Origin of the sequence: Pandoraea apista, from assembly GCF_001465595.2 — a bacterium.
Classification (GTDB): domain Bacteria; phylum Pseudomonadota; class Gammaproteobacteria; order Burkholderiales; family Burkholderiaceae; genus Pandoraea; species Pandoraea apista.
This window is the reverse complement of record NZ_CP013481.2, coordinates 148,176-173,919: the sequence shown is the minus strand read 5'-3', so window position 1 is coordinate 173,919 and position 25,744 is coordinate 148,176. Positions and strand designations below refer to the sequence as shown.

Annotated in this window: 21 protein-coding genes, 1 tRNA gene and 2 riboswitches; of the genes, 12 read left to right on the top strand and 10 right to left on the bottom strand. The window is 63.7% G+C overall.

What is annotated here, in order from left to right; all coding sequences use genetic code 11:
- Positions 1 to 134 precede the first annotated feature (134 nt).
- The 4 genes from gcvP to AT395_RS00745 all read right to left on the bottom strand — a co-directional run bounded on the left by gcvP (position 135) and on the right by AT395_RS00745 (position 6,057).
- A complete protein-coding gene (gcvP, locus tag AT395_RS00760; RefSeq protein ID WP_048628351.1) occupies positions 135 to 3,062 on the bottom strand; it encodes an aminomethyl-transferring glycine dehydrogenase in 2,928 nt (975 codons plus the stop codon).
- 118 nt (positions 3,063 to 3,180) lie between these two features.
- Positions 3,181 to 3,564 (bottom strand): glycine cleavage system protein GcvH, encoded by a 384-nt coding sequence (gene gcvH / locus AT395_RS00755; RefSeq protein ID WP_042113558.1) that lies wholly within the window; start codon positions 3,562 to 3,564, stop codon positions 3,181 to 3,183.
- A 69-nt stretch (positions 3,565 to 3,633) separates the two neighbouring features.
- A complete protein-coding gene (gcvT, locus tag AT395_RS00750) occupies positions 3,634 to 4,740 on the bottom strand; it encodes a glycine cleavage system aminomethyltransferase GcvT (RefSeq protein WP_048628352.1) in 1,107 nt (368 codons plus the stop codon).
- 144 nt (positions 4,741 to 4,884) lie between these two features.
- A riboswitch (glycine riboswitch) is annotated at positions 4,885 to 5,020 on the bottom strand.
- A gap of 8 nt (positions 5,021 to 5,028) precedes the next feature.
- Positions 5,029 to 5,125: riboswitch (glycine riboswitch) on the bottom strand.
- A 149-nt stretch (positions 5,126 to 5,274) separates the two neighbouring features.
- Complete coding sequence (locus AT395_RS00745; protein ID WP_058375269.1) at positions 5,275 to 6,057, bottom strand: hypothetical protein; 783 nt, start codon at positions 6,055 to 6,057, stop codon at positions 5,275 to 5,277.
- 455 nt (positions 6,058 to 6,512) lie between these two features.
- On the opposite strand from AT395_RS00745, the gene AT395_RS00740 reads away from it, so the two are divergent.
- On the top strand, positions 6,513 to 8,618 hold the full coding sequence (locus tag AT395_RS00740) for a UvrD-helicase domain-containing protein (protein WP_042113561.1): 2,106 nt from the start codon (positions 6,513 to 6,515) through the stop codon (positions 8,616 to 8,618).
- Positions 8,619 to 9,104: 486 nt separating this feature from the next.
- The gene (locus tag AT395_RS00735) at positions 9,105 to 9,881 is read left to right on the top strand and encodes a metallophosphoesterase (RefSeq protein WP_048628354.1); all 777 of its coding nucleotides are present in this window, start codon (positions 9,105 to 9,107) and stop codon (positions 9,879 to 9,881) included.
- 139 nt (positions 9,882 to 10,020) lie between these two features.
- Here the strand turns inward: AT395_RS00735 and AT395_RS00730 are convergent, their stop codons facing one another.
- Positions 10,021 to 10,917 (bottom strand): c-type cytochrome, encoded by an 897-nt coding sequence (locus AT395_RS00730; RefSeq protein ID WP_042113563.1) that lies wholly within the window; start codon positions 10,915 to 10,917, stop codon positions 10,021 to 10,023.
- Positions 10,918 to 11,295: 378 nt separating this feature from the next.
- On the opposite strand from AT395_RS00730, the gene AT395_RS00725 reads away from it, so the two are divergent.
- Positions 11,296 to 11,371, top strand: a tRNA-Arg gene (locus tag AT395_RS00725).
- Positions 11,372 to 11,451: 80 nt separating this feature from the next.
- Here the strand turns inward: AT395_RS00725 and AT395_RS00720 are convergent.
- Positions 11,452 to 11,985 carry a hypothetical protein gene (locus tag AT395_RS00720; RefSeq protein WP_042113564.1) on the bottom strand — a complete coding sequence of 178 codons (534 nt, stop codon included), beginning with the start codon at positions 11,983 to 11,985 and terminating at the stop codon, positions 11,452 to 11,454.
- The gene (locus AT395_RS00715; protein WP_042113565.1) at positions 11,985 to 12,683 is read right to left on the bottom strand and encodes a flagellar basal body L-ring protein FlgH; all 699 of its coding nucleotides are present in this window, start codon (positions 12,681 to 12,683) and stop codon (positions 11,985 to 11,987) included. The genes AT395_RS00720 and AT395_RS00715 overlap by 1 nt, the downstream gene beginning before the upstream one ends.
- Before the next feature lie 287 nt (positions 12,684 to 12,970).
- Between AT395_RS00715 and AT395_RS00710 the strand changes: the two genes are divergently transcribed.
- From AT395_RS00710 to AT395_RS00695, 4 genes are all read left to right on the top strand, one after another.
- Positions 12,971 to 14,080: an ATP-binding protein gene (locus AT395_RS00710; protein ID WP_053086335.1), complete on the top strand. Its 1,110-nt coding sequence runs from the start codon at positions 12,971 to 12,973 to the stop codon at positions 14,078 to 14,080.
- Positions 14,081 to 14,151: 71 nt separating this feature from the next.
- Positions 14,152 to 14,934: a response regulator gene (locus AT395_RS00705; protein WP_042117545.1), complete on the top strand. Its 783-nt coding sequence runs from the start codon at positions 14,152 to 14,154 to the stop codon at positions 14,932 to 14,934.
- Between the two features lie 41 nt (positions 14,935 to 14,975).
- Complete coding sequence (locus AT395_RS00700; RefSeq protein WP_048628356.1) at positions 14,976 to 15,437, top strand: hypothetical protein; 462 nt, start codon at positions 14,976 to 14,978, stop codon at positions 15,435 to 15,437.
- A 322-nt stretch (positions 15,438 to 15,759) separates the two neighbouring features.
- Positions 15,760 to 16,362: a BPSL1445 family SYLF domain-containing lipoprotein gene (locus AT395_RS00695; protein ID WP_042113567.1), complete on the top strand. Its 603-nt coding sequence runs from the start codon at positions 15,760 to 15,762 to the stop codon at positions 16,360 to 16,362.
- Between the two features lie 113 nt (positions 16,363 to 16,475).
- Here the strand turns inward: AT395_RS00695 and AT395_RS00690 are convergent, their stop codons facing one another.
- The 3 genes from AT395_RS00690 to AT395_RS00680 form a co-directional block, all read right to left on the bottom strand.
- On the bottom strand, positions 16,476 to 17,345 hold the full coding sequence (locus AT395_RS00690; RefSeq protein ID WP_042113569.1) for an ABC transporter permease: 870 nt from the start codon (positions 17,343 to 17,345) through the stop codon (positions 16,476 to 16,478).
- 107 nt (positions 17,346 to 17,452) lie between these two features.
- Entirely contained in the window at positions 17,453 to 18,286 is an 834-nt protein-coding gene (locus AT395_RS00685) for an ABC transporter ATP-binding protein (RefSeq protein ID WP_042113570.1), read from the bottom strand.
- Between the two features lie 184 nt (positions 18,287 to 18,470).
- Positions 18,471 to 19,472 carry an ABC transporter substrate-binding protein gene (locus AT395_RS00680; RefSeq protein WP_048628434.1) on the bottom strand — a complete coding sequence of 334 codons (1,002 nt, stop codon included), beginning with the start codon at positions 19,470 to 19,472 and terminating at the stop codon, positions 18,471 to 18,473.
- A 300-nt stretch (positions 19,473 to 19,772) separates the two neighbouring features.
- On the opposite strand from AT395_RS00680, the gene AT395_RS00675 reads away from it, so the two are divergent.
- The 5 genes from AT395_RS00675 to AT395_RS00655 all read left to right on the top strand — a co-directional run bounded on the left by AT395_RS00675 (position 19,773) and on the right by AT395_RS00655 (position 25,632).
- Positions 19,773 to 20,444 (top strand): response regulator, encoded by a 672-nt coding sequence (locus AT395_RS00675; RefSeq protein ID WP_048628357.1) that lies wholly within the window; start codon positions 19,773 to 19,775, stop codon positions 20,442 to 20,444.
- The gene (locus AT395_RS00670; RefSeq protein ID WP_048628358.1) at positions 20,437 to 21,831 is read left to right on the top strand and encodes a sensor histidine kinase; all 1,395 of its coding nucleotides are present in this window, start codon (positions 20,437 to 20,439) and stop codon (positions 21,829 to 21,831) included. The genes AT395_RS00675 and AT395_RS00670 overlap by 8 nt, the downstream gene beginning before the upstream one ends.
- 370 nt (positions 21,832 to 22,201) lie before the next feature.
- Positions 22,202 to 23,089 carry a sensor histidine kinase gene (locus AT395_RS00665; RefSeq protein ID WP_048628359.1) on the top strand — a complete coding sequence of 296 codons (888 nt, stop codon included), beginning with the start codon at positions 22,202 to 22,204 and terminating at the stop codon, positions 23,087 to 23,089.
- Entirely contained in the window at positions 23,086 to 23,745 is a 660-nt protein-coding gene (locus tag AT395_RS00660) for a response regulator (protein WP_039366508.1), read from the top strand. Before AT395_RS00665 ends, AT395_RS00660 begins: the two co-directional genes overlap by 4 nt.
- A gap of 474 nt (positions 23,746 to 24,219) precedes the next feature.
- Entirely contained in the window at positions 24,220 to 25,632 is a 1,413-nt protein-coding gene (locus AT395_RS00655; RefSeq protein WP_048628360.1) for a flagellin N-terminal helical domain-containing protein, read from the top strand.
- The last annotated feature ends 112 nt before the right edge of the window (positions 25,633 to 25,744 follow it).

The window sequence follows — 25,744 nt, the reverse complement described above, 5'->3', positions numbered from 1 at the left end:
TTTCCTGAAGTTCTAAAACATATTTGTGACGCAACGAATACCGTCAGGCTGACGTATCCGGGTTACATCCATAGAGACAAAAAAGGGCCGGCAATGTTTCTGCCAGCCCCCGTTTGTCGAGATTTTGCGACGATTTATTCGTAGTCGCTCATCGGTACGCAGGCGCAGAACAGGTTCCGGTCGCCATAGACGTTATCGGCACGTCCCACCGGCGGCCAGTACTTGCGCTCGCGCAGTGCCTTCACCGGGTACGCCGCCTGACTGCGGGCGTAAGCGTGCGGCCATTCGTCCGCCGTCACGACATCGGCCGTGTGCGGGGCGTGCTTGAGCGGATTGTCCTCGCGATCGGCACGACCCTCTTCCACTGCACGGATTTCCTCACGGATCGCGACCATCGCTTCGATAAAGCGATCGAGTTCGTGCTTCGATTCCGACTCGGTCGGCTCGACCATCAGCGTGCCCGGCACCGGGAAGCTCATCGTCGGGGCGTGGAAACCGAAGTCCATCAGGCGCTTCGCAACGTCGTCCACGGTGATACCGCTGGTGTCCTTGAGCGGACGCAGGTCCAGAATGCACTCGTGCGCGACGAGGCCGCCCGGGCCCGAATACAGCACCGGGTAGTGCGGCGCGAGCTTCTTCGCGAGGTAATTCGCGTTGAGGATGGCCGTTTCCGTCGCAGCCGTCAGCCCCTGCGCGCCCATCATGGCAACGTACATCCACGAGATCGGCAAAATCGACGCCGAACCGTACGGCGCGGCCGACACTGCGCCAATACCGTCGGCGTCACGCGAATAGCCCGTCGAGCGCTGATTCGGCAGGAACTGCGCCAGATGCGCGCCTACCGCCACCGGCCCCACGCCCGGGCCGCCACCGCCGTGCGGAATGCAGAACGTCTTGTGCAGGTTCAGGTGCGAGACATCGCCCCCGAACTCGCCCGGTGCGCACAGGCCGACCATCGCGTTCATGTTCGCGCCGTCGACATACACCTGACCGCCGTTCGCGTGCACGATCTCGCAGATCTGACGCGCACCTGCCTCGAATACGCCGTGCGTGGACGGATAGGTCATCATGATCGCGGCCAGACGGTCTCGATGCTGCTCGGCCTTCGCCTTCAGATCGGCCAGATCGACGTTACCGTTGGCGTCGCACGCGACCACCACGACCTGCATGCCGGCCATCTGGGCCGACGCCGGGTTCGTGCCGTGCGCCGAAGCGGGAATCAGGCAGATGTCGCGATGCGCTTCGCCGCGCGACGCGTGATACGCCTGAATGATGAGCAAACCGGCGTACTCGCCCTGCGAGCCGGCATTCGGTTGCAGCGACACGGCCGCGTAGCCAGTGGCCGCCACCAGCATCTGCTCGAGCTGGTCGATCATCGCGCGATAGCCGACCGTTTGTTCCGCCGGTGCAAACGGGTGAATCTGACCGAATTCCGGCCACGTCACCGGCAGCATTTCCGACGTGGCGTTGAGTTTCATCGTGCACGAGCCCAGCGGGATCATCGTGCGGTCGAGCGCCAGATCCTTGTCCGACAGGCTGCGCAGATAGCGCAGCATTTCGTGTTCGGAGTGATAGCGGTTGAAGACCGGGTGTGTCAGGTACTGGCTTTGACGCGCCAGCGCCACCGGATAGCCGTTCGACACCGTGCGCTCGATGGCGTCGAAGTCCAGCGAAACCGCGCTCTTGCCCAGGCCCTCGGCCACCACTTCCCACAGCGCGATCACGTCGTCGCGGGTGCTCGTCTCGTCGAGCGAGATACCCACGGTGTTGGCGTCTTCGCGGCGCAGGTTGAAGCGGCGCGCGGCGGCTACCGTATGCACGGTATCGGCGCGGCCGGCCACCGGCACCGTCAGCGTGTCGAAGAACGTGGCGTTGCGCGGCGCGGCGCCGAGGGCGGTGAGGCCGGCGGCCAGCACGGCCGTGAGACGGTGCACGCGCTCGGCGATGACGCGCAGCCCCTGCGGGCCGTGATACGCGGCGTACATGCTGGCCATGATGGCGAGCAGCGCCTGCGCGGTACAGATATTCGACGTGGCCTTCTCGCGGCGAATGTGCTGCTCGCGCGTTTGCAGTGCCAGACGCAGCGCAGGCTTGCCCTGCGAGTCGACCGACACGCCGACCAGACGGCCCGGCATCGAACGCTTGAGTTCGTCGCGCGTGGCCAGATACGCCGCATGCGGGCCGCCAAAGCCCATCGGCACACCAAAGCGCTGGCTGTTGCCCACAGCCACATCCGCGCCCCACTCGCCCGGCGGCGTGAGCAGCGTGAGCGAGAGCAGGTCGGCGGCGGCAATCAGCATGCCGCCCTTGGCGTGGATGGCATCGGCCAGCGCGCGGTAATCGCGCACGTCGCCGCCCACGCCCGGGTATTGGACGAGCACGCCGAACGCATCGATTTCGGTCGCGGCGGCCACGGGGCCGACCTGCACTTCGATGCCCAGCGGTCGGGCGCGCGTTTGCACCACTTCAATGGTTTGCGGCAGCACGTCGTCGGCCACGAAGAACGTGTTCGACTTCGACTTGCCCGTGCGCTTGACCAGCGTCATCGCCTCAGCGGCGGCGGTTGCTTCGTCGAGCATCGACGCGTTGGCGATCGCCAGCCCCGTCATGTCGATGATCATCTGCTGGTAATTGAGCAGCGCTTCGAGGCGGCCTTGCGAAATCTCCGGCTGATACGGCGTGTAGGCCGTGTACCAGGCGGGATTTTCGAGCACGTTGCGCAGAATCACGCCCGGCGTGAACGTGTTGAAGTAGCCCTGACCGATGAACGACTTGAAGACCTGATTCTGGTCGGCAAGCGCGCGCAATTGCGCCAGCGCCTGCGACTCGGTTTTCGGTGCGGCGAACTGACCGAGCGACTTGGCGAACTGGCCGCCGTCGCGGCGAATCGATGCAGGCACGACGGCGTCGATCAGTGCGGCACGCGATGCATAACCCAGTTCGGTAAGCATCGCCTGTTGTTCGGGGGTATCCGGGCCGATGTGGCGCGCGGAGAAGTTGTCGCGCTGCTCAAGCTCGGCGAGCGAGCGGCGCGGGGCTTGCAGGTCAGTCAAAGCATTCATGGGTCAAATCTCTCGTTCGATCACGGCAAGTGACGGCGGGGTATTGCGAACGGCAAACGCAAAGTCGGCGCAAACGATGCCGGGAGAGCCGAGGCGCTCGCGGCATCGTTTGTGGGCATCAGCCGCCGATTTTCTTGGCGTACTGCTCGGCGTTGAGCAGCTTGTCCAGCTCGGCAGCGTTCGACGGCTTCACGCGGAACAGCCAGTTGCCGTAAGCATCGGCATTGACCAGATCCGGCGAGCCCGACACTTCCTCGTTGGTCTCGATGATTTCGCCGCTCACCGGCGAGTGAACGTCGGCCGCGGCCTTGACCGATTCGATCACGGTCGATGCCTCGTCGGCAGCCACGGTACGGCCGGTATCCGGCAGCTCGACGAACACGATGTCGCCCAGGGATTCCTGCGCGAAATCGGTGATGCCCACGGTCACGGTGCCGTCGGCTTCGAGGCGGGCCCATTCGTCGGACTCGGTGTACTTCAGGTTATCGGGGATATTCGCCATGTTGACGCTCCGGGATTCAGTGTTTGGGGTATTCGGTTATCGGTACTTCGTGTCGCCGCACCGTGGCACTTACGCCACCACGGCCTTGCCGTGACGCACGAAAGGTAATTTGACCACACGTGCGGGCAATTGCTTGTCACGAATTTGCACATGGACGGTGGCGCCATCCGGCACGCCCTTCGGCAGACGGGCGAACGCAATCGATTGTTGAAGGCTCGGGCTGAACGTGCCGCTGGTGATTTCGCCGTCGCCCGCCTCGGTCGCCACGACCTGATGCGCGCGCAACACGCCGCCCTTTCCGTCGAGTACGAGGCCCGCGAAGCGCCACGTCTGGCCGCGTGCGAGCAGCGAATCCTTTCCGACGAACGTGCGCTCGCTCTCCTTCTCGACCGTCCAGCCCAGGCCGGCGTCGAGCGGCGATACGTCGTCGTCCATGTCCTGACCGTACAGATTCATGCCGGCTTCCAGGCGCAGCGTATCGCGCGCGCCTAACCCTGCCGGACGCACACCCGCCGCAACCAGCGCGTTCCACAGGGCCACCACGTGGTCGGCGTTCACGATGACTTCGAAGCCGTCTTCGCCCGTGTATCCGGTGCGCGCGATCATCAATTCGCCGAAGGCGGTGTCCTTGGCAAAGGCGGCATTGAACGGCTTGAGCGCTTCGCTCGCGGCCTGGCTGCCCGGCACGGCTTGCCAAACCTTGGCACGCGCATTCGGGCCTTGCACGGCAACGATCGACAGATCGCGGCGCGGGGTGATCGTCAGGCTGTAGTCGCCGTGGGCGTTGAGCTGACCGAGCCAGGCAAGATCCTTGTCGGCCGTGCCCGCGTTCACTACGACGCGGAACCAGTCTTCGGCGATGAAATAGATGATGAGGTCGTCGATCACGCCGCCGCTCGGGTTGAGCATGCAGGTGTAGAGCGCCTTGCCCGGGGTTTGCAGCTTGTCGACATTGTTGGCAACGGCATAGCGCAGGAATTCGCGGCAGCTCGGGCCGTGCAGATCGACCACGCACATGTGCGAGACGTCGAACATGCCGGCATCGGTGCGCACGGCATTGTGCTCTTCGATCTGGGAGCCGTAGTTCACCGGCATGTCCCAGCCGCCGAAGTCGACCATGCGGGCGCCTGCGGCGCGGTGCGTATCGTTGAGCGGGGTACGTTTGAGTTCGGTCATCGGAGCGTCGGGGCCTCGGAGGCACAAGGTTCAGGGATTTCGGAAAACACCGTCCGAAAACGCAAAAGGGGTCATCTCGACGACCGGCACTTTTCACGTCCGGCGCGTGCTGACGCACGTAGCCGGCGCAATGCCAGTTGGCGAGATGACCCCTCTGTCCTTGGTACCTGAGAGATTGCCCGGTGCGGGTGACGCGCTGTGCGCGATGCCACGCTACCGGCCCCTTCGGTGGGTTGTTCGCGTGGCTGGCACGCCGCAACCGCTCTCCAGAGATCGAAGGCAAAGCCTTCGGCGCGGACGGTCCTTGATGCCTGAGAGTTTGTGGGTATTACCCCTTCGGCGGCGCCGGCATGTGCTTCCCGGTGCGCTCTCCCGACCACGCTCGCGCACTTTACGGCGAAAGCCGGAGGCTGTCAATTTGACGCAGGATACCTGAGCGGGAATCGGCGCTGTGCGCCGTCAGTCGTGCCTTTCCCGTCTGCCCTCAAGTCCCGGAAACGTTCGTGATTTTGATCACGCCCCGTGAGAACGTGCTCAGTGCGAGTCGCCGGGGTTCGTGCCCGCCGGACACCCGTCTTTGCCCCAGCGGCCATTGCAGACCGCCCAGATACAACGCTGCTTCGGTATCACTTCGTACCACCGATAGCGATCGCATTGCGCGAGCGCCGCCGCGATCGCGGCAGGTGCCGACGCTGCCGACGCGGCCGATGGCGCCGACGCAGGCGCCGCCGAGCGCTGGGCTTCGGCAGCGATCGGGCCGATGTCGTTGTTATCGTAATGGGCAGGCAGATCCGCGTTCGCCGCCGGGCGCGATGTGCTGCTACCGGTGCCGCGACGGCTTAGCAGTTGCATCATGTCGTCCGGGGCGCTGCTATTGGCGGACGCCGGGGGCATTGCCGTTGCCGCGGCGGTCAGCGCGGCCGTGGCGGCAGACGCCGTCAGCGGCGCCGGTTGACTGGCAGAGGCCACGTCGGCCGCTGCGCCGGACGCTGCCGCGTCGACAGCGGCCAGCGCCTGTGCCCGCGCCAGTGCGGCAGACGCTTCGCTCGGCACGTTACCGGCTTCGAGCGCCGCGCCGCCAGAAGCGACGGCAGGCGGTGCGTCTATGGGAGTACCGAAGGGCGTGACGGCCAGCCCCCCGGGCGCTTTCGGTACCGGATCGACATAAGGAGCCCGCAGATTCCACCAGATGCCAAGCAACGCCACGGCGGCGAAAATCGCCGTACCGAACACCAGCGCGCCGTTGATCCAGCCGGGCGACTCGCCACGCTCGCGTTTGACGCGGCGCGCGGGGGCATTCTCCACGGCGGAAGCCATTTGCGCTGTTTCGTCACGTGTATCGGCCATAGGCGCCCTTATCTTGTCGAGCGCACCGACGCCGGCGGCGCCCGCCACCAGACGGTCATCCCGAAAACCGGGTTCGGCATCCGCGAGTTTCGCGCCGCACTTCTCACAGTACGGCGCACGCGGCGCATTGTTCGTCCCACAGGCTGGACATTGCACGGCGACCCCACCACGATGGCAACGTTTTTTATTATAGGCACCCCGCCAACGTCGACGCCAGCATGCCGGGCGAACCCGACGGCGATGCGTCGCGCCAGCCCCACAGTGCGCACGCGCGCGAGCGCACCGGTGTCACGGCTGCGCCTGGCCCGCGTGATAGACTTGCCCACCCCTTGGCGCTTGCCAGCTTCGATGCCCATGGCGACACGCGCCCACCGCGGCTCGCCGATACCCGGCGGTCATCGCACTCACCCCCATCGCTTCACACCATGTCGTCTTTTCCGCTCAATCCTGCTCAGAACGAAGCCACGCATTATTTCGACGGCCCATGCCTCGTGCTGGCCGGCGCGGGGAGCGGCAAGACACGTGTCATCACGCAAAAGATTGCGTGGCTGATCGAAACGAAGGGTTTCGAGCCGAAGCACATCGCCGCCGTGACCTTCACGAACAAGGCCGCCGCCGAAATGCGCGAACGCGTCGCCAAGCAGCTCGAAGGCAAGACACTCAGCACGCCCGGCAAGGAAGGCCGCAAGGTGCCGGTCAATCAGCTCACGATCTGTACGTTCCACTCGCTGGGCGTGCAGATTCTGCGCCGCGAGGCAGCGAACGTCGGGCTGAAACCGCAGTTCTCGATCCTCGACTCGGACGACTGCTTCGGACTGATTCAGGAGCAACTCGGCACGACAGACAAGGCGATGATTCGCGGCGTGCAGACGGCGATCTCGCTCTGGAAGAACGGACTGGTCACGCCCGAAACGGCACTGGCCGCCGCCGAGACCGCCGACGAGCATCAGGCCGCGCTCGTGTATCGCAATTACATGGCCACGCTACAGGCCTATCAGGCGGTCGATTTCGACGACCTTATCCGCCTGCCCGCCGAACTCTTCGCCCGCGACGAGGAAGTGCGCGATCGCTGGCAGAACAAGTTGCGCTACCTGCTCATCGACGAGTATCAGGACACCAACACCTGCCAGTACCTGCTGCTCAAGTTGCTCGCGGGCCCGCGTGCGGCGTTTACCGCCGTGGGCGACGACGATCAGGCGATCTACGGCTGGCGCGGCGCCACGCTGGAAAACCTCAAGCAGTTGCAGGTGGACTTTCCGACGCTCAAGGTCATCAAGCTGGAACAGAACTACCGTTCGACGTCGCGCATTCTGACGGCGGCGAACAACGTCATCGCGAAGAATCCGAAAATCTTCGAGAAGAAGCTGTGGAGTGAACACGGGCTGGGCGATCCGATCACCGTGACGGCGATGAACGACGAAGAGCATGAGGCGGAGTCGGTGGTGTTTCGTCTGTCGGCGCACAAGTTCGAGCGGCGTGCGGAGTTCCGGGACTACGCCATCCTCTATCGCGGCAATCACCAGGCGCGCATCTTCGAACAGGTGCTGCGGCGCGAACGCATTCCCTATGTGCTCTCGGGCGGTCAGTCGTTCTTCGACAAGGCGGAAATCAAGGATCTGTGCGCGTACCTGCGGTTGCTGGCCAATCCCGACGACGATCCCGCCTTCATCCGCGCAGTGACCACGCCGCGCCGGGGTGTGGGCAGCACCACGCTCGAAGTGCTCGGCAGTTTTGCGGGACAGGCGAAGGTCTCGCTGTTCGAAGCTGTCTATATGGGAGCCGTCGAAGCGCGCTTGCAACCCCGTCAGCTCGAACCGCTGCGTGCGTTCTGCGACTTCATTCAGCGCATCGCGGCGCGGGCCTCGCGCGACCCGGCCAACGAGGTCATCGACGACCTGATGGAAGGCATTCACTACGAGGCGTATCTGTACGACACATTCGATGAGCGTCAGGCGCAGTCGCGCTGGACGACCGTACTCGAATTCCTCGAATGGATGAAGCGCAAAGGCACACGCGCAAGCGCAGCCGAGGCCACCGGCCTGGACAATCCCGACGATCTGGACGACGACGCCAAGAGCCTGATGGAACTCACCCAGACCATTGCGCTGATGTCGATGCTCGAAGGCCGCGACGGCGACGATCCCGACGCGGTGCGCCTGTCGACGCTGCACGCATCGAAAGGGCTGGAGTATCCGCATGTGTTTCTCGTCGGCGTGGAGGAAGGCATTCTTCCTCACATCCGCGAGGATGAGGAAGTCACCGCCGAGAAGATCGAGGAAGAGCGCCGCCTGATGTACGTGGGCATCACGCGCGCGCAACGCACGCTGCAATTGTCGTGGTGCAAGAAGCGCAAACGGGCGCGGGAAACCTTCTCTTGCGAAGTGTCGCGCTTCGTGTCGGAGATGCAACTCGACGAAGCGCCGCCCCCGCCGCCCGAAGACGCGCCCATGTCGCCGAAGGACCGGCTCGCGAGCCTCAAAGCCATGCTCGCCGGCGGGGCGAACAAGACCCCGTCATCGTCGGGCGCATAAGGCCGCCGGGCAGTCGCTGTCGGCAAACGACAAACGAATAGCCCCCGCGTACGGGGGCTGGCTTGAGGAACGGCGACATCCGACCGGGGCTGTCGGCGGCGGTAGGGCGCACCGTGAAGTCAATGCTTGCTGCTATTTGCCACTACCCGAAGATGTCTGATCGCAAGCGGCTGCCGGGCTCGACGCCACTACCACACCCGCCAGACCGGTCAAACAAAGCAGAACAGCAACCAACAGTTTGCGCATAGGCTCGCCTCCACTCGTCAGGTGAGGTTTCACTATAGAGGCGCATTCTTTCGATGACAAAGACATCTTGACCATCGGTGCGGGCCGGGCGATAGTCGGTGAAAAACGGGCCAAATGATGCGCGAATTGCGTTGATTTCGGTCCAATGCCCACCTCAGCGGCGCGCATGCGATGCGCCTGGCACGCACAACGCCAACGAGTGTGCGGCACCGATCCTCAAGCCTTTGTGGAGCGTGGTGCGTGAGACTGCATATCCTGTCCGACCTGCATTTGTCCGTAGCGCCGTTGGCCATTCCCGACGTCGAGGCGGACGTCACGATTCTTGCCGGCGATATCAGCCGGCCGGCGCAAGCCATCGAGTGGGCGAGGCAATTGCCGCGCCCCGTCATTTATGTTCCCGGCAATCACGAGTTCTACGGCGCAACGCTCGCGGGCACGCTGGCCGAGCTGCGGCGCCTCACTGCCAACACCAACGTCCATATGCTCGAACGCAACGCGGTCGTGATCGACGGTGTACGCTTCGTCGGCACCACGCTGTGGACCGACTTTGCGCTGTACGACGCCGAAGGCAAGCACGATGCCGTGGTCGAGGAGTCCCAAAAATTCGTGCGCGACTTCACGCGCATTCGTATTGGCGACCAGGCCGCGCCGTGGTCCGACCTGCCGTTCTTCTCACCGGACGACTGTGCTGCGCTATGCCGTGAGAACGTCGCGTGGCTCTCGCGCGCTCTCGTCACCCCGCACGACGGCCCGACGGTCGTGGTCACGCATCACGCCCCGACGCCGCAGAGCATTCATCCGCGCTTTGCCGGATCGCTCGTCAATCCGGCCTTCATTTCGGATTTAACTTCATTCGTCGATCAATCCGACGCCGCCCTGTGGGTGCACGGCCATACGCACGATTCGTTCGACTATCGGGTGGGTCGCACCCGGGTGCTGTGCAATCCTCGTGGTTATTGCTTCGAGGGGCGTGTAGAGAACGCCGCATTCGACCCGCAGATGGTCGTGAGAGTGTGACCCGGCCTTGTTTTGCTGCGGCGCAACGCCGGAAACAAAAATCCCCGCCGAAGCGGGGATTTTTTATGGGAATGGCGCCAGCGAGCGTCATGCGACCTGCGCTGCCGAACCGCAGGAACGGCTCACGGCACGACGCGGCTCATTTGGCTGCGTTCACCATGTAGTCGACGGCGGCCTTGACATCGTCGTCCGACGCGTTGGCAGCGCCGCCCTTCGGCGGCATGGCGTTCAACCCCTTGATGGCGGCGTTGTGCAGCGTGTCGATGCCGGTGGCAATGCGCGGCGCCCAGGCGGCCTTGTCGCCGAACTTCGGAGCGTTCATCACGCCACTGGCATGGCAGGCCATACAAACCGTGTCGTAAAGTTTCTTACCGGCGTCGAGGTTGCTGCCCGCACCGGCAGCGGTCGGGGCAGCGGTCTTGAGTGAGGCCATGGCGGCCGCAGCCGCCGCTGCGGAGCCAGCGTCGGCTCCCGACGCCGCGGCAGGCGCGCCCGATGCCGGTGCCGCAGCGGCGCCCGAGGCCGGCTGGGCCGGCTCGGCCGGTTCCTGCAATTTGCCGCCCGAGGCGTTAGCCATATAGACGATGGCCCGGCCGATCTCATAGTCCGTTACGTCGTCGGGGCTGGTGCCGCCACGCGGAGGCATTGCGCCTTTGCCGGCGAGCGCAATCTTGAGCATTTCGTCGTAGCCCTGCGCGATACGCGGGGCCCAGTCGGCGGAGCCCACCTTGGGCGCGCCGGCGGTACCGGCCGCGTGGCAGGCGGCGCAAACCGCTTTGTAGAGTTGCTCGCCGGTCTGATAGACGCGCGGGGCGCTGGCATCCTTGACTTCGACCTTGGCCACCGGCGCAATACGCTCGGCAATGGCTTGTTCGGTCATGGCGGAACTGCCGGCGCCGGTCAGGGCGTTATTGCCCACGTAATTGACCAGCAAGACGATGATGACGATCGGGACGAGAAAACCGGCGATGACTGCGGCGATGAGCTGCTTGGGTGTTTTGATCAGAGACTCATGCTCGTTATGTGCTTCACTCATGCGGGATCTCTCAATAGTTTTTGTGGAAACCGAGTGCATCACACTGGACAGTCGGCGCCATCCAGTCAAATAACGAGCCATTGTAGCAACAAACCCTCGGCCGATGACACGTCAAGGCGGTGCGCAGACGCCGCAAAAGTCCCGTATTTTCCCTAACTTACGCGAAACCCAAAGCCATGTTCCGCATACTTCGTGCGCAAATTACGGAGGGGCTGCAGTCACAGCAAATCCGCGCGAGCGGGGCGCACGGCAATGAATTGCCGCATTGTGGGGCATGCGTATGCACGGGGCATGGACGGCGAGCGGCAAAACCGCTATGCTTCTACCTCTTTGCCTGCCGGTAGCGCGTTCGCGCCCTCTTCACCGGTGGTCAGCATAGCGCCCGTAGCTCAGGGGATAGAGTATCGGCCTCCGAAGCCGAGGGTCACTGGTTCGATTCCAGTCGGGCGCGCCAAATTGCCAGTTCGAACGGCTTCCGGCGTTCCGGCCATATTCCGGGCAGCGATGCCCTTGCCTCAGCCCCGTTCCTTGGCGTCAAAACACCACCAGCCGATCCACCAACTGCGCAATGCGTGAGTTCGATGCCGACCACGACTGTACCGTCGATGACCTGCCGTCGAAGTACACCGTATTGATCACCGAGCCGTTCTTGCTCAGCGTCAGTGTGGCGTAGGCGAGGTATTCGGTCGGCGAGTTTCCCCACAACGCGTTGCGCCATGCCCGTCGAACGGCGTAGTTGAGTACAACGCAACCCGTGGGCGAAGTCCCCGGACTGTAAATCATGCTCACGATGCCATAGGCGCGCAGCCGGCCCTGAATCGCGGGAAGCAGGTCGGAAATGCCGTCCGGCGCCAGCTCGATACACAGGTTGCTCGAGAGCAACTCGGGCGCAGCCGGCTCCGTCGGCGGCACCACCGATGGCAACTGATCCGACATCACGACCCCCGTGGCCACGACGCTCGACGCCACCTGGGCCGCAAGCACCGGTACCGGCGTCGTGAACAGACACCCGCCCAGACTCGCGCTGGCCGCCGCTGCCAGCGCCATCACCATCGCAAGGCGCTTCATCAGAAAGGCGACACACCGAGCACGATGTTCTGCAACCACCCGCCAGCGGCGCTGTCGGCGATCTGCCCGTCTTCTACCCGTGCCACTTTGGCCTGCCCCACCTTGCTCGACGCCACCACGTTACCCGGCGAAATATCGAACTTGTTGACCACGCCGGTGAAGCGGAACGTCTCCATGTTCCGGCCTTGCATGACCTGCTTTTCACCGCCGACCACGTAAGCCCCGTTAGGCAGCACCTCCACGATCGCCACGGCCAGGGTGCCGGTCAGCGCCGTCGCCGAACTGTTCGTGCCGTTGCCCTTGAAGCTGCTCGCCGTCTGGCCGATGTTGAACCAGCGTTCCAGCACCGAATCGGCCCCGTCGGCCTTGGCGCTCTTGGCGGTCACGCTCGCGTTACGGCCAAGGTCGCTCTGCGACTTATTGCTGCCCGACGAACTTTCCGAGACCGCAATCGTGAGCAGATCGCCCACGCGATGCGCCACCGGCGTCTCGAACCAATTCGTGGCGGAGGTCGGCTGGTAGATGGCCCCCTCCGTCTGCACGTTGGCCACGCGCGGCATGGGCATCACCGACATCGGCGTCACTACGGTCGGCGGGCTCGAACAGGCGCCCAGCATGACGCTCACGGTCGCGAGCAGCGCGACCGTCCCCATAAGTCCGCCCGCCGCAGCGCGCGGTAGCATCGACAGCTTCGACATGATGAGGCGCCCCCGCGCCGTTCCCGGATGCCGTATCCGGTCTTGTTCGAAAAGTGTGATCGGTATGCAGATTGCGAAGATGGCACGGCGGCCAGCTTCGTGATGAATAGTAAGAAGTGGGCGTGGAGCCACTAAGCACAAATAGAGGAAAATTTGTGGAGGCCCGGCGCGCGCCTCCCCGAAGCTGAGAAAATGGCCCGCCATCGTCGGCAGGCACGCGCACCGGCCCGCCCCGTCAGGCTTTCGTTCCATTACCCGCCGCCACCCTTAGCCCGGTTATCCAGCGCATGAACTCCGGTATCACTCGCAAGCTGTTCCTCGCGATCTTCGCGACAGGACTGGTCACCATGACGGCGACGGCACTCGTGGTGCGAGCCGCCATGACCGGCCATAGTTGGCTGCGCGGCGACAACCTCATGTACCTGACGGTGCTGGGCGTAGCACTTCTTGGCGCCGTCGCATTGCGCCTCGCCCAGCGACTGCTCGTGCCCGTCACCCCGCTGCTGGACGCCACGCACCGCATGGCGATGGGCGACTACAGCGCGCGCGCACCCACGGCCGGCACCGACGAACTTGCGCGCCTCGCCGTCGACCTGAACCGGCTCGCCGACACCCTTTCGCGCAACGACCGTCTGCGCCGAGACCTGCTCGCCGACATCTCGCACGAGTTGCGCACGCCGCTCTCGGTGCTGCGCGGCGAAATCGAAGCAATGGAAGATGGCGTACGTCCGCTCACGCAGGACGCGCTTGCCTCGCTGCGCGTTGAAATTTCGCTGCTCTCGAAGCTGATCGACGACTTGTATGAGCTGTCGCTCTCCGACGTGGGCGCGCTGACCTACGACTTTGCCCCCGTCGACATTACCGAGCGCGTGGCCACGTCGGTGGCGGCGTTCGGCGACTGGTTTGAGGCCAAGGGCATTTCGCTGAACGTCCATATCCCCGACGATGCACGCTTCGTCAACGGCGATCTGCACCGTCTCACGCAGTTGCTCGGCAACCTGTTTGAGAATTCGTTGCGCTACACCGACGGTGGCGGTGCGGTGCGCGTGTACCTGTCATCGACCGACACGCAACTGCGTCTCGAGATCGAAGACTCGGCGCCGGGTGTGCCGGACGACGCCCTGCCACGTCTGTTCGAGCGCCTGTTCCGCGTGGAAGCGTCGCGCAGCCGGCGCAGCGGCGGCGCCGGTCTGGGGCTCGCGCTGTGCAAACACATCGTGGAGGCGCACGGCGGAGGGATCGTTGCGCGGCACTCTCCATTGGGCGGGCTCGCACTGACGATCACACTGCCCTGTCACCGCGCTGCGCCCGCCAGTACGAGCGGCCTGTGCGCCGGATCGTTGTGCGGTGCGAGCACGTCCGGTTTTGCCACCCAAGCCCTCACGACCTTGTGTTGAGTCCGTCTCCCATGCATTCGATTTCGCAGACCGCCTCGCCTCATTCCGCCCTTCGATCACCGACCGACGCGATGACACTCTCCGACGCCGCCCCGATTCTGATCGTTGAAGACGAACCCAAGCTCGCCGCGTTGCTCGCGGAATACCTGCGCGTGGCCGGCATGCCGTGCCGCATTCTCTCTGACGGACGCGACGTACTCCCGGCCGTGCGGGCGACCGAGCCGCGTCTGGTGCTGCTCGATCTGATGCTCCCGGGCATGGATGGTCTCGAAGTCTGCCGCGCCGTGCGCGAAATCTCCGAAGTCCCGATCGTGATGCTGACGGCCCGTGCCGCCGAGACCGATCGGTTGCTCGGACTCGAACTCGGTGCCGACGACTACATCTGCAAGCCCTTCAGCCCGCGCGAAGTGGTCGCACGCGTGAAGGCGATCCTGCGCCGGGTCCGCGCTGCCTCCGTCAATGGCGGCACTGCCGCCGCCGCGCCGCAACAGCCTGCCCTCGTGATCGACGCCGTGCGTCATCACGCGCGACTCGACGGCCACGAACTTCCGCTCACGCCGGTCGAATTGCGCCTGCTCGCCACGCTTGCCAGCCACCCCGACAAGACGTTCCCGCGCGCCCACCTGCTCGACCGGATGTACGATGATCACCGCGTAGTGGCCGACCGCACAGTCGACAGTCATATCAAGAACCTGCGTCGTAAATTGCAGGCGATCCGGCCCGACGAGGAAATCGTGCGCTCGATCTACGGCGTGGGCTACCGGCTGGAGTTGCGCACCGACCGCCCGGGCACCCTGGCGGCGCGGCACGGCGTCGCGGCTATCGACAATACGGCCGGGGCGGTGCCAGAATAGGCGAACCCGCGCCACGGCGGGCCCCATTGAGGAGATCGACGATGCCACGCCGCACCGCCACGCTGTCCCCGATGTCCGCTGCACCCGCATCACGCACGCTCACGTCTCAGATGCTTCGCACTGCGGAATTTGTGCAAGCGTGCGCGCCGATCAAACGCCTTTTGCAGGCCTCCACCACCGCTGCACTGCTCAGCCTCAGCGGCTTCGCCTTCGCGCAAACGCCCGTGTGTTTCGACAACGTCGGCCGCGCGCTTCCCCCCGAGCAATGCTCGAAGGCGGCGCGCGATCAGGCCGCCGAACAGGCCGCCGCCTCCGGAGCCGGATCGCCGTCACTGCGCAACGAATGCCGCGCGCTCGCCGACAAGATCGCGAATACGCCGGACAAGCCGGTTTATACGCGGGACAAGCGCGTCGACTCCCCCGCCGGCGATCGCGTCGACATTCCTACACGCACTAACCCGCGCAAAGCGCTTAAGGAAGAATACGTGCGCAAGTGCACGTAGGCGGATACCTACAACTTAACCAAAGATAGCCGCACGTTAGCGGAACTTGTCGCGCTATTTTCTTGACAATATCAATGGAGACCGCATAATCGACGTCAAGCCGACGCACGGTTCGCGCTTTTCGCGGTATCGCGAAACGGGCCTTCGGGCGTCGCGCGCGAGTCGACGGTCGCATCCATCGGATGCCGAACGATCGATCTCTTCATCCGCTTCAATGCCGAAGCGCCGCACCCCGCATGAGGCACGGCATCGGCCAGACGTTTTATCCGCATCCATGCCGCCGCGCATCGCGCTCGGCACACGCGCTACCTGGAGGGAGAAAATGCAAAAACGCGAATTCCTGATGAAAACTTCCGTCGCAGTCGCCGCCGCCGCGTTCGCGCTCGCCGGCTGTACCACGACCACGCCGTCGCAGGCCGACAAGAGCGACAACTCGGCCGGCGCAAACGCCAATAAGCGTCGCGAGATCGATGCTTCGGTGAACGGCGCGCTCGACAAGATGTATGCCTCCGTGAAGGGCTCACGCGAGTTGGTGAGCAAGGCGCGCGGTGTGCTCGTATTCCCGTCGGTGCTGCAAGCCGGTTTCGTTGTCGGCGGCGAGTACGGCGAAGGCGCACTGCGTGTGGGCGGCGCAACGAGGGGCTATTACAACACGGTGACGGCGTCGTTCGGTCTGCAGATCGGTGCGCAGTCCAAGGCCGTCATCTTCCTGTTCATGACGCAGGACGCGCTCGACAAATTCCAGCGCACCGACGGGTGGACAGCCGGCGCCGACGCCTCGGTTGCACTGGTCAAGATCGGTGCCAACGGTGCGGTCGATCTGAACACCGCGACCTCGCCGGTGGAAGTGATCGTGATGACCAACGCCGGTCTCATGGCGAACCTGAACATCGAAGGCACGAAGGTCACGAAGCTCAACATCTGAGCGCGGTAAAACAGCGGGACGCCTCGCGCGTCCCCGTCAAACGACAACGGCGCCATCCGCAAGGAATGGCGCCGTTTTTTCATGCGCTGGCGGCTAGCGCCAGATTCGCGGACTCACTCGTTGCTGAACGCAGCCGGACGCCACTTCAGCAAACGCTTCTCGAGCGAGGTCAGCAAATAATCCGCGCCCAGCGCCACGACCGCCAGCACGATCATCGCGGCAAACACGCCGCTCGCGTTGAACGCTCCTTGCGCGGTCGAGATCAGCAGACCGATGCCTTGCTTCGAGCCAAGGAACTCACCGACCACCGCGCCCACGAGGGCAAAGCCGAAGCTCACATGCAAGCTGGCGAGAATCCACGAGAGTGCCGACGGAATCACCACCGACATCGTGACCTGACGGCGCGACGCGCCCAGAATCTGCGCATTCGCGATCATGTAGCGGTCGGCTTCGCGCACACCCTGGAAAGCGTTTGCGAACACCACGAAGAACACCATCACCACGGCGAGCGCCACCTTCGACGCCATGCCCAGACCGAACGCGATCACGAAAATCGAGCCGAGCACCACGCGCGGAATCGAGTTGGCAATCTGAATATAGAGACTGAAGACGTCCGAGAGCAGCTTGTTGCGCCCGAGCACAATGCCGCAGATCACGCCGGCGACACCCCCGATGAGAAAGCCCAGCACGGTCTCTTCGAGCGTGACGAGCACCTGTGTCCAGAGCGGCCCCTGCGACGTACCCTCCACGCACCAGTCATAAATTTGCTGGACGATCAGACTGGGCTGCGAGAAGAAGAACGGATCGATCCAGCCCAGACGCGCCGACAACTCCCAGCCGCCCAGTCCGACCACCAGAATCGCCACGCGCAGAAAAATCACCAGCGCGCGACGTTGTTTGATACGGCGCTGCGCGACGGCTTCCTCGCGCGCGAGATCGGCGTCGCCGAACCCTGCCATTACGGCCTGTTCACTCATGTTCATACCCTCCTCCTGACGGCAAAGGCACACGTTGCAGTTCACGGCAACACGGCCCGCTTAATCACTCACCTGCTGACTCACTGACGCAGCCCCGGCGGGGCCACGCACGCTCAACCGATCTTCACTTCTTCGCGCAGATCTGCCCAGATTTCGCGCGAGATATCGATAAAGCGCTGCTCGTAACGAATCTCCGACATCACGCGCGGACGCGGCAAATCGATCGTGTAGACGTTCTTCAACGTGGCGGGGCGCGCCGTGAGCACGAACACGCGATCCGCCAGCGCAATCGCTTCTTCCAGATCGTGGGTGACGAACACCACCGAGCCCGACGTCGACGACCACAGTTGCAGCAGCTCGTCTTGCATGAGCGTGCGCGTTTGCATGTCGAGCGCCGAGAACGGTTCGTCCATCAGCAGGATTTCGGGGTTGTTGATGAACGTCTGCGCGAGCGCCACGCGTTTGCGCATGCCGCCCGAGAGTTGATGCGGGTAATGGCTGCCGAACTTGTCGAGGCCTACGCGCTTGATCCACTCATCGGCTTGCGCGTAAGCGGCGTCTTTCGACTGGCCGCGAAACAGCGGACCGGCAGCCACGTTATCGCGCACGCTGCGCCACGGGAACACGGCGTCGTTCTGGAAGACGAAGCCGATGCGCGGATCGATACCGTTCACGGGCTGGCCCATCACACGCACGCTGCCCGCCGTGGGGCGCAGCAGGCCGGTAATCATCGACAGCGTGGTCGATTTGCCGCAGCCGGTAGGGCCGACAATGGCGACGAACTCGCCGCGTGCGACCGACATGCTGAAGTTGCGCAGCGCGACGGTCGCCTTGCCATCCGGGGAGATGAAGCGGCACGACACGTTGTCGAATTCAATGGCGGGCGTGTCACGCGAGACAGGGCTCGCAGCGCGTGCCGGCGCCGTGGGGGTGATGGTCTGGGTCATGTGCCCGGCTCCTCGGTGGCTTCGTCGAAGGTCCGACGGTGTCGTTGCAGTTTCTTGGGGGTGAGCCCGCCCGCACACCGGACGGTTGTCGGGTGCGGACGGCTCGGTTGGCTGCGCGTCGAACAAACCGCGCGCCGGTATTACAGGGTCAAAGGGTGGCGAACGGATCGCGCCGGATCGGCGATTACTTCACCTGATCGACGAACTCGTTGGTGTACGTCTTCGACAGATCGATGTGCTTGCCCTTGACGTTCGGATTGAACGCGGAGAGCACCTTGAGCACGGTCTCGGGACCGTCCTTGGGCATGCGCCCGTCCGGCGAGTACATCGGCAGCGAGTTCTGCAGCGCCTGCACGTACAGCGCCTTGTTGTTGCCGTAGTAGTCCTTCGGCATCTTCTCGGCAATCTCGGCGGCCGAGTGCGTATTGATGAACTTGAGCGTCTTCACGAACGCACGCGCGAGCTTGGCCGCTTCGGGCTTGTGCTTGTCGAGCCAGGCGCGTTGCACGTAAAGGCTCGACGCCGGGTAAGCGCCGCCCAGCGCGGCGACCGTGCCCTCCATCGTGCGCATGTCGACCAGCACGGCGGCGTCGCCGGTTTTGAGCAACTGCGAGGCGGTCGGCTCGGTGGTCATGCCCGCGTCGATACGGTTTTGCTTGATCGCCGCAATGAACGTGTTGTCGGCACCGACCGGCAGCACGGAATACTGTGCCGAGGTCAGGCCATGTTTGGCCGCGAGGTATTGCGTGAGGAAGTTCGTCGACGAGCCCAGCCCGGTCACGCCAAGGGTCTTGCCCTTCACGTCGGCCATGCTCTTGATGGTGTCCTTGCTCTTCGCGTTGACCAGCTCGACTTCGCCCGGCACCTGACCGAAGATCACGATGGCCTGGATTTCCTTGCCCTTGCTCTGCAAATCGATCGAGTGATCGTAGAAGCCGACCACCGCCTGCACGGCGCCGGCAAGCAATTCGTTTTCGGCGTCGACACCGGCGGGCTGCGACAGCAGCTCGACGTTCAGACCCTCTTCCTTGAAGTACCCGAGCTGCTCGGCGAGCTTGGCCGGCAGATAGACCATCTTCGTGATGCCACCGACCATGATCGTGATCTTGCCGCTATCGGCGGCGAAACCGGGCACGGCAGCCAACGCCAGCGAGGCGCCGAGAACGGCGGCCAGAACAGGTTTCATGAAGGCTTTCGGCGCACGCACGCCAAGGCTTGCTCGCATTGTGGTGTCTCCATCGTTTTTAGGGATAATGGCCCGAGCCTTCAATTGCGGCGCCGGCCGACCTCGCGTGGTTGCCCGCAGGGTCAGGGCAGCGGTCTTCTCAGTCGACGCTTCTGCCATGCTCCCGATTGTAGAGAAGCGAATCTTTCATCCAGCTTTCGCCCGATGCAGGTTTTCACTCTCATTGGATGGGTGTTTACCCGCTGTTGGCTTACGCAGGTTCCACGGGCACACTCGCCGTCGCATTCCGCTTTTGCCGTTATGAAACTGCTGCTGATCGAAGACAACGACACGCTGGCCCACTGGCTCGCCCGCATGCTGCGCGACGACAACTTCACTGTCGACGCCGCACGCGATGGCGACGCGGCCGACCGTCTGCTGCAAACCGAGACGTACGACGTGGTGCTGCTCGATCTCATGTTGCCCAAACTCGGTGGCAAGCACGTGCTTCGACGCCTGCGCGAGCGACGCAACAACGTGCCCGTGATCATTCTCACAGCCAGCGGGTCGGTCGACGAAAAGGTCGACTGTCTTGGCGCCGGGGCCGACGATTATCTGGTGAAGCCGTTCGAGGTGCGCGAGTTGATCGCGCGCGTGAAGGCGCTTGCGCGCCGCCACTCGCCCGAGCAGAGCGCCGATCTCGTGTGTGCCGATCTGAGCTATCAGACGGGCACACGGCAGTTCACCATTGCGGGCGCGCCGCTCGCATTGCCGTCGCGCGAACATGCCGTACTCGAGATCCTCATGCGCAAGCAGGGCAAAACGGTCGCCAAGAGTGCCTTGGTCGACGGCGTGTTCGGTCTGGACGACGAACCGAGCGCCGACGCCATCGAGATCTACATTCACCGGTTGCGCAAGAAGCTCGAAACGAGCCGTGCCGCCATCATGACCCTGCGTGGTCTGGGCTATTTGTTGCGCGAAAGAGATGCTTAGTCTGCGCGTGCGGCTGCTGATGTGGCTGATGCTGCCGCTCTCGCTCTATATCGGGGCGAGCGCGTGGCTGGCGCATCGGAGCGCGCGCGACACCGCGGAACTCGTGCAGGACCGCGCGCTGCTCACGTCCGCACAGGTGATCGCTGGCGAACTGACGTGGGTTGACGGGGCCTTGCGCGCGAGCGTGCCGCCGTCGGCGCTGGAGCTGTTCGCGTCTCCCGCGCGCGACCGGGTGTTCTATCAGGTCATCACGCAAGACGGCCGGCTGCTCGCCGGCCCGCCGGACTTTCCGCATCCGGCGCTCTTTCCCAAGACGGTGCCGGCCTACTCGAACATCGAGGTGAACGGCGAGCCGCTGCGCGCCATCAGCTTCGTGCGCACGATGTACGACTCGGGCACGCCGCACAAGGTCGCGGTGGTGGTGGCCGAAACCATGCACGCGCACGACGAGATGCTGGCGCAGTTGTGGGAGCCGTCGTTGCACCGGCAAATCGCCATGGCCGCGCTCGCCGCCGTGCTGGTGCTCATCGGACTGACGGTCGAATTGCATCCGCTCATCCGCCTCAAGGACGAAGTCGCCGGACGCGCGCCGCAGGAACTGGTACCAATCCGCGCGGGACAACTGCAAACCGAACTGCGCCCGATCGTCGATGCCATCAATCTTTGCATCCAGCGCCTCTCGGCGCAGGCGCAGCAACAGCGGCGCTTCGTGGCCGACGCGGCTCATCAGTTGCGCACGCCGCTCACGCTGCTCGACACACAATTGCAATTCGCCGCCCAGCTAGACGATCGTGCAGCGCTCGCCGACGTGCTCGCCGCCATGCAAACGAGCAGTCGCGGGCTGGCGGATCTGACCAACAAGTTGTTGCTGCTCTCGCAGGCCGAGGCGGCCGACACTCCGGCGTTCTCGCGCTCGCGGGTGGATCTGGTCTCAGCGGCGGCGGGGGTGCTCGAGGAACTCGTCGCGCTCGCGCAACGGCGCAACATCGATCTCGGGCTGGAAACGTCGGAGACCCACATGTGGGTGGCGGGCAATGGCGAGCTGTTTCACGCGATGGTCATGAATCTTGTCGACAATGCGATCCGCTATATCCACGAAGGTGGACGTGTGACCGTTGCTATCGACCGCCGGGACAATTCAGCCCGCCTGCGCGTGATCGACGATGGCCCCGGGATTCACGCCGAGGCACGTCAGCGCGTGTTCGAGCGTTTCTACCGCAATGCCCCTCCGGGTCAGCCCGGCACCGGGCTGGGGCTGGCCATCGTCAAGGAAATCGTGGCGGCCAGTCACGGCACGGTGACATTGGCGCCGGGCGATGACGGCTGCGGCCTGATCGTGACCGTCACGCTCCCTCTAGATTCGGAGACCGAACACAACGCCCCATAGGGAACGTTACCAAGGTCAATTTACCGATGATGCGCGTGGTATACCCGCGCCCTCGCCTGAAAGAAAATCACAACTGTATGAAGTCACGATAAAAATTAAGGCGTTACAATTGTTTAGATCGAAAATGTCGTTTGAAACATACGCTCGACTGGATATGCTAGGACAAACCCTGATATATTTGGGGCCTCCGCAGAATCCTCTTCAAGCAAGCTAAAACTTCTTGATCCAAATCAAATAGTTACGCTTCGCTGTCAACCACGCGGATGCCCGCTGCGTGTAATTGTGACGAAATGTAAAGTTTGTTAAATTGAATGTGGGTCTCGCCGCGTGGGTTGCGGCACGGGACTTTTTCTCTCAGGGATTTGCCTCCATGCCGTATCTCGTCGATCCTGCCGCACAGGCTGCGAGACGTCGCGTGTCGCTTAACGACACGTTGCACGCGCGCGCCGCGACGCCGGTATCGGATCAGCCTGCCGTCTGCGACATGACGTTGCCGGCAGAGCCTGCCTCGCGCCCTGCGCGGGCATCGGCGCGTCCGTTGGCACAATCTGTCGCCCGTAAGATCGATGCGGCTCGCGAAGCCGAGCGCACCCGTCTGGCACAGGAAATTCACGACGGCCTTGGCGCACACCTCACGGCATTGCAATTGGTCGTAGCGCGTCTGGGCACGCGCCCGCCGGCCGACGCCGCCGAATGGCAATCCCTGTGCGCCCAGATTCAGAACGCGGCAACCGCTGCACAAGACGCGGCTGACGAACTCGTTGGCCGCAACCGTCCGCCCGTGCTCGACGCGGGTCTCGTTGCGGCGCTGCGTGGCTGGTTGCGCGGCTTCGGCGAGCAGAGCGGTCTTACGTGCATCTGGCGCTGCGACGACGTGACGCGCGAGCGCGTTGCCAATCTTTCCCCTGACGCGGTTCTGGCTTTGTACCGTATCGCGCAGGAAGCGCTGACCAACGTTGCCCGGCATGCACGCGCCTCACGCGTTGTCGTGGCGCTCGACGGTGGCCATCGTTCACTCAAACTCACGATTTCCGACGACGGTTGCGGCCTGGGCCGCGGCGCGCGTCGCAAGCAGGGACATTTCGGATTGGTGGGCATGCGCGAGCGCTGTACGGCGCTCGGCGGCACGCTGCGTGTTGGTAGTGCGCAAGGATCGGGAACGCTCGTAAGTGCACGGCTTCCCTGGCATCAAATCCTGCTGGCCCCGGCCGGCTTCCATGACCCGGAATCGCTTGCTCTTCACGGATACGCATCATGACGCTTAGAGTGCTCATCGTCGACGACCACGCCATCGTGCGCCAGGGCGTCCGGCAATTGCTCTCCGATAGCGGGAGCATCGCCGTCATCGGCGAGGCCGATTGCGGCGCGGAAGCGCTGGAGATGACAGACGCCGCCCAGTGGGACATTGTCCTGCTCGACATTTCCCTGCCCGACACGAACGGTCTTGAGATTCTCAAGACCTTGCGACGCAAACATCCCCGTTTGCCGATCATGATCTTCAGCATGTATGGGGAAGGCCAGTTCGCGTTGCGCGCGCTCAAGGCCGGCGCCGCGGGTTACCTGAGCAAACGCTCGAACGCCCAGCAACTGGTCTCGGCCGTGCGTCAGGTCGCCTCCGGCCGTAAGTACGTGAGCCCGATGGTCGCGGAAACACTCGCCGACTACCTCGGCCCGGACGCCGACCAGCCGCCCCACGAGCGCCTGTCCGACCGCGAGTACCAGACGCTTTGCATGATCGGCTCGGGCAAGCGTCTGACCGATATTGCCAACGCACTCTCGCTCTCGGTCAAGACCGTGAGCGTGTATCGCACCCGTCTGCTTGAGAAGATGCGTCTGAACAATAACGCCGAACTCACGTACTACGTGATGCAACACGGCCTGGTCAGCGCCGAGATGGGACCGGTCTGCGCATAGCGCTCCGGGCCTCACACTTTCTGCGAATTAAGTACTCACTTCATGGCCCGCGACAGCGGGCCATGTCCTTTTCGGACACCGCAGACCCTCTGCGCGAAGAATTCTCATGGCGGCGGAAAAAAATTTTTCTCCCCCCACCGCACCGTGCCATCGGTTGAGAATCGCCCTCCCCGCCACTTGCGCGACGCCAGACGTCGCCACCTCTCTAAGCCTTACAGGGTATGAATAGGCGGCACATTGCCCCTTTCCTTGACGAATCAATCGTGGAGGAAATTTGTAGACTGGCCCACTAGCGTTTTTCCGACATCGACGGGGTCAGTCGATGGGGGGTGAGAGAGCATTTTGTGAAATCACCCTAAATTTTCCCAATGGCCGTCCGATATCCCCTACAACGGCGGCTTTCGGCGATTGGCTGGTGAGCCAAAGTTACGGCGCTTAAGCCGGAGCCAAAAATTTTGGGAAAGGAGTGGCTAAATGTCATCTGTCATCAATACCAATATCTTCTCGCTGGTTGCACAACGTAACCTGAATACGTCGCAATCGGGCCTGCAGACCTCGATCACCCGTCTGTCGTCGGGCATGCGCATCAACAGCGCGGCTGACGATGCCGCTGGCCTCGCGATCACGGACCGTATGTCGGCCCAGATCAACGGCACGCAGCAAGCTCAGCGCAACGCCAACGACGGTATCTCGCTGGTGCAAACCGCTGCGGGCGCCCTGTCGTCGATCACCGACAACCTGCAACGTATCCGTACGCTGGCTGTTCAGTCGACCAACTCGACGAACTCGGCTTCGGACCGCGCAGCACTGGACCAGGAAGTTCAGCAGCGTCTGGCTGAAGTGAACCGTCTGGCCACCCAAACGTCGTTCAACGGCCTGAACGTGCTCGACGGCTCGATGGGCACGGCGAACTTCCAGGTCGGCGCCAACGCCGGTCAGACCATCTCGGTCAACCTGCAACAAAGCATGACGATCGCGAGCATCGGTTCGGTCGCTCAAACGTCCTCGGCCACAAACCCGCTGAGCTTCACCGTCGCCGCGCTGACCGTTCAGCTGGGCGCAGGCACGGCCGTCAACGTCAAGGCTGGCACGTACAACAGCTCGGCTGACCTGGCAACGGCGATCAACACCGCCGCGCAAACCGCCGGCTTCACGGGCAACGTCGCTTCGGTCAACTCGGCTGGCGAAATCGCGATCACCAACACCGACCCGGCCCAAACGCTGACGGTCGCCGGTGCCGACGCCACCACGCTGGGCATGGCAGTTGCCGGTGCCGCCGCCGGTTCGACGACCACGTCGACCGCCGTCGCATCGACGTTCTCGCAAACGCTGGCTGCAGGTGACCTGGTCCTGACCGTGAACGGCAAGGCCACGAACATCACCGGCAAGATGAACAGCGCTACCGACCTGGCTAACGCGATCAACTCGTCGAACAGCGGCGTGAACGCGTATGTCGACACCACGGGCAAGATGCACCTCAGCTCGGGTCAGGCATTCCAGATCAGCGGCGGTACGGCGGCAACGCTGACCAAGCTGGGCCTGCCGACGGCAGCTACGACCTACGCCACGAGCGGTAGCCTGGCACAAGCCGACGTGAAGACGGTCAACAGCGCCACGCTGATGCTGTCGCAGATCGACTCGGCCATCAGCACCGTTGACACGCTGCAATCGACCCTGGGCGCTATTCAAAACCGCTTCCAGTCGACGATTTCGAGCCTGTCGACCACGACGCAGAACCTGACCTCGGCGCGTTCGGGCGTGCAAGACACGGACTACGCTGCTGAAACGGCCAACCTGACCAAGTCGCAGATCCTGCAACAAGCCGGTATCTCGATGCTGGCCCAGGCAAACCAACTGCCGCAACAAGTGCTGAAGCTTCTCCAGTAAGCGCCTGTTTGGCATGAGGTAACGCCCGGCGGCAACTTTGCCGGGCCGCCGGCGGCGCCACCTTCGCGGGGGGCGTCGCCGCAAGCATTACAAAGGCCGCTTTTTCAAGCCT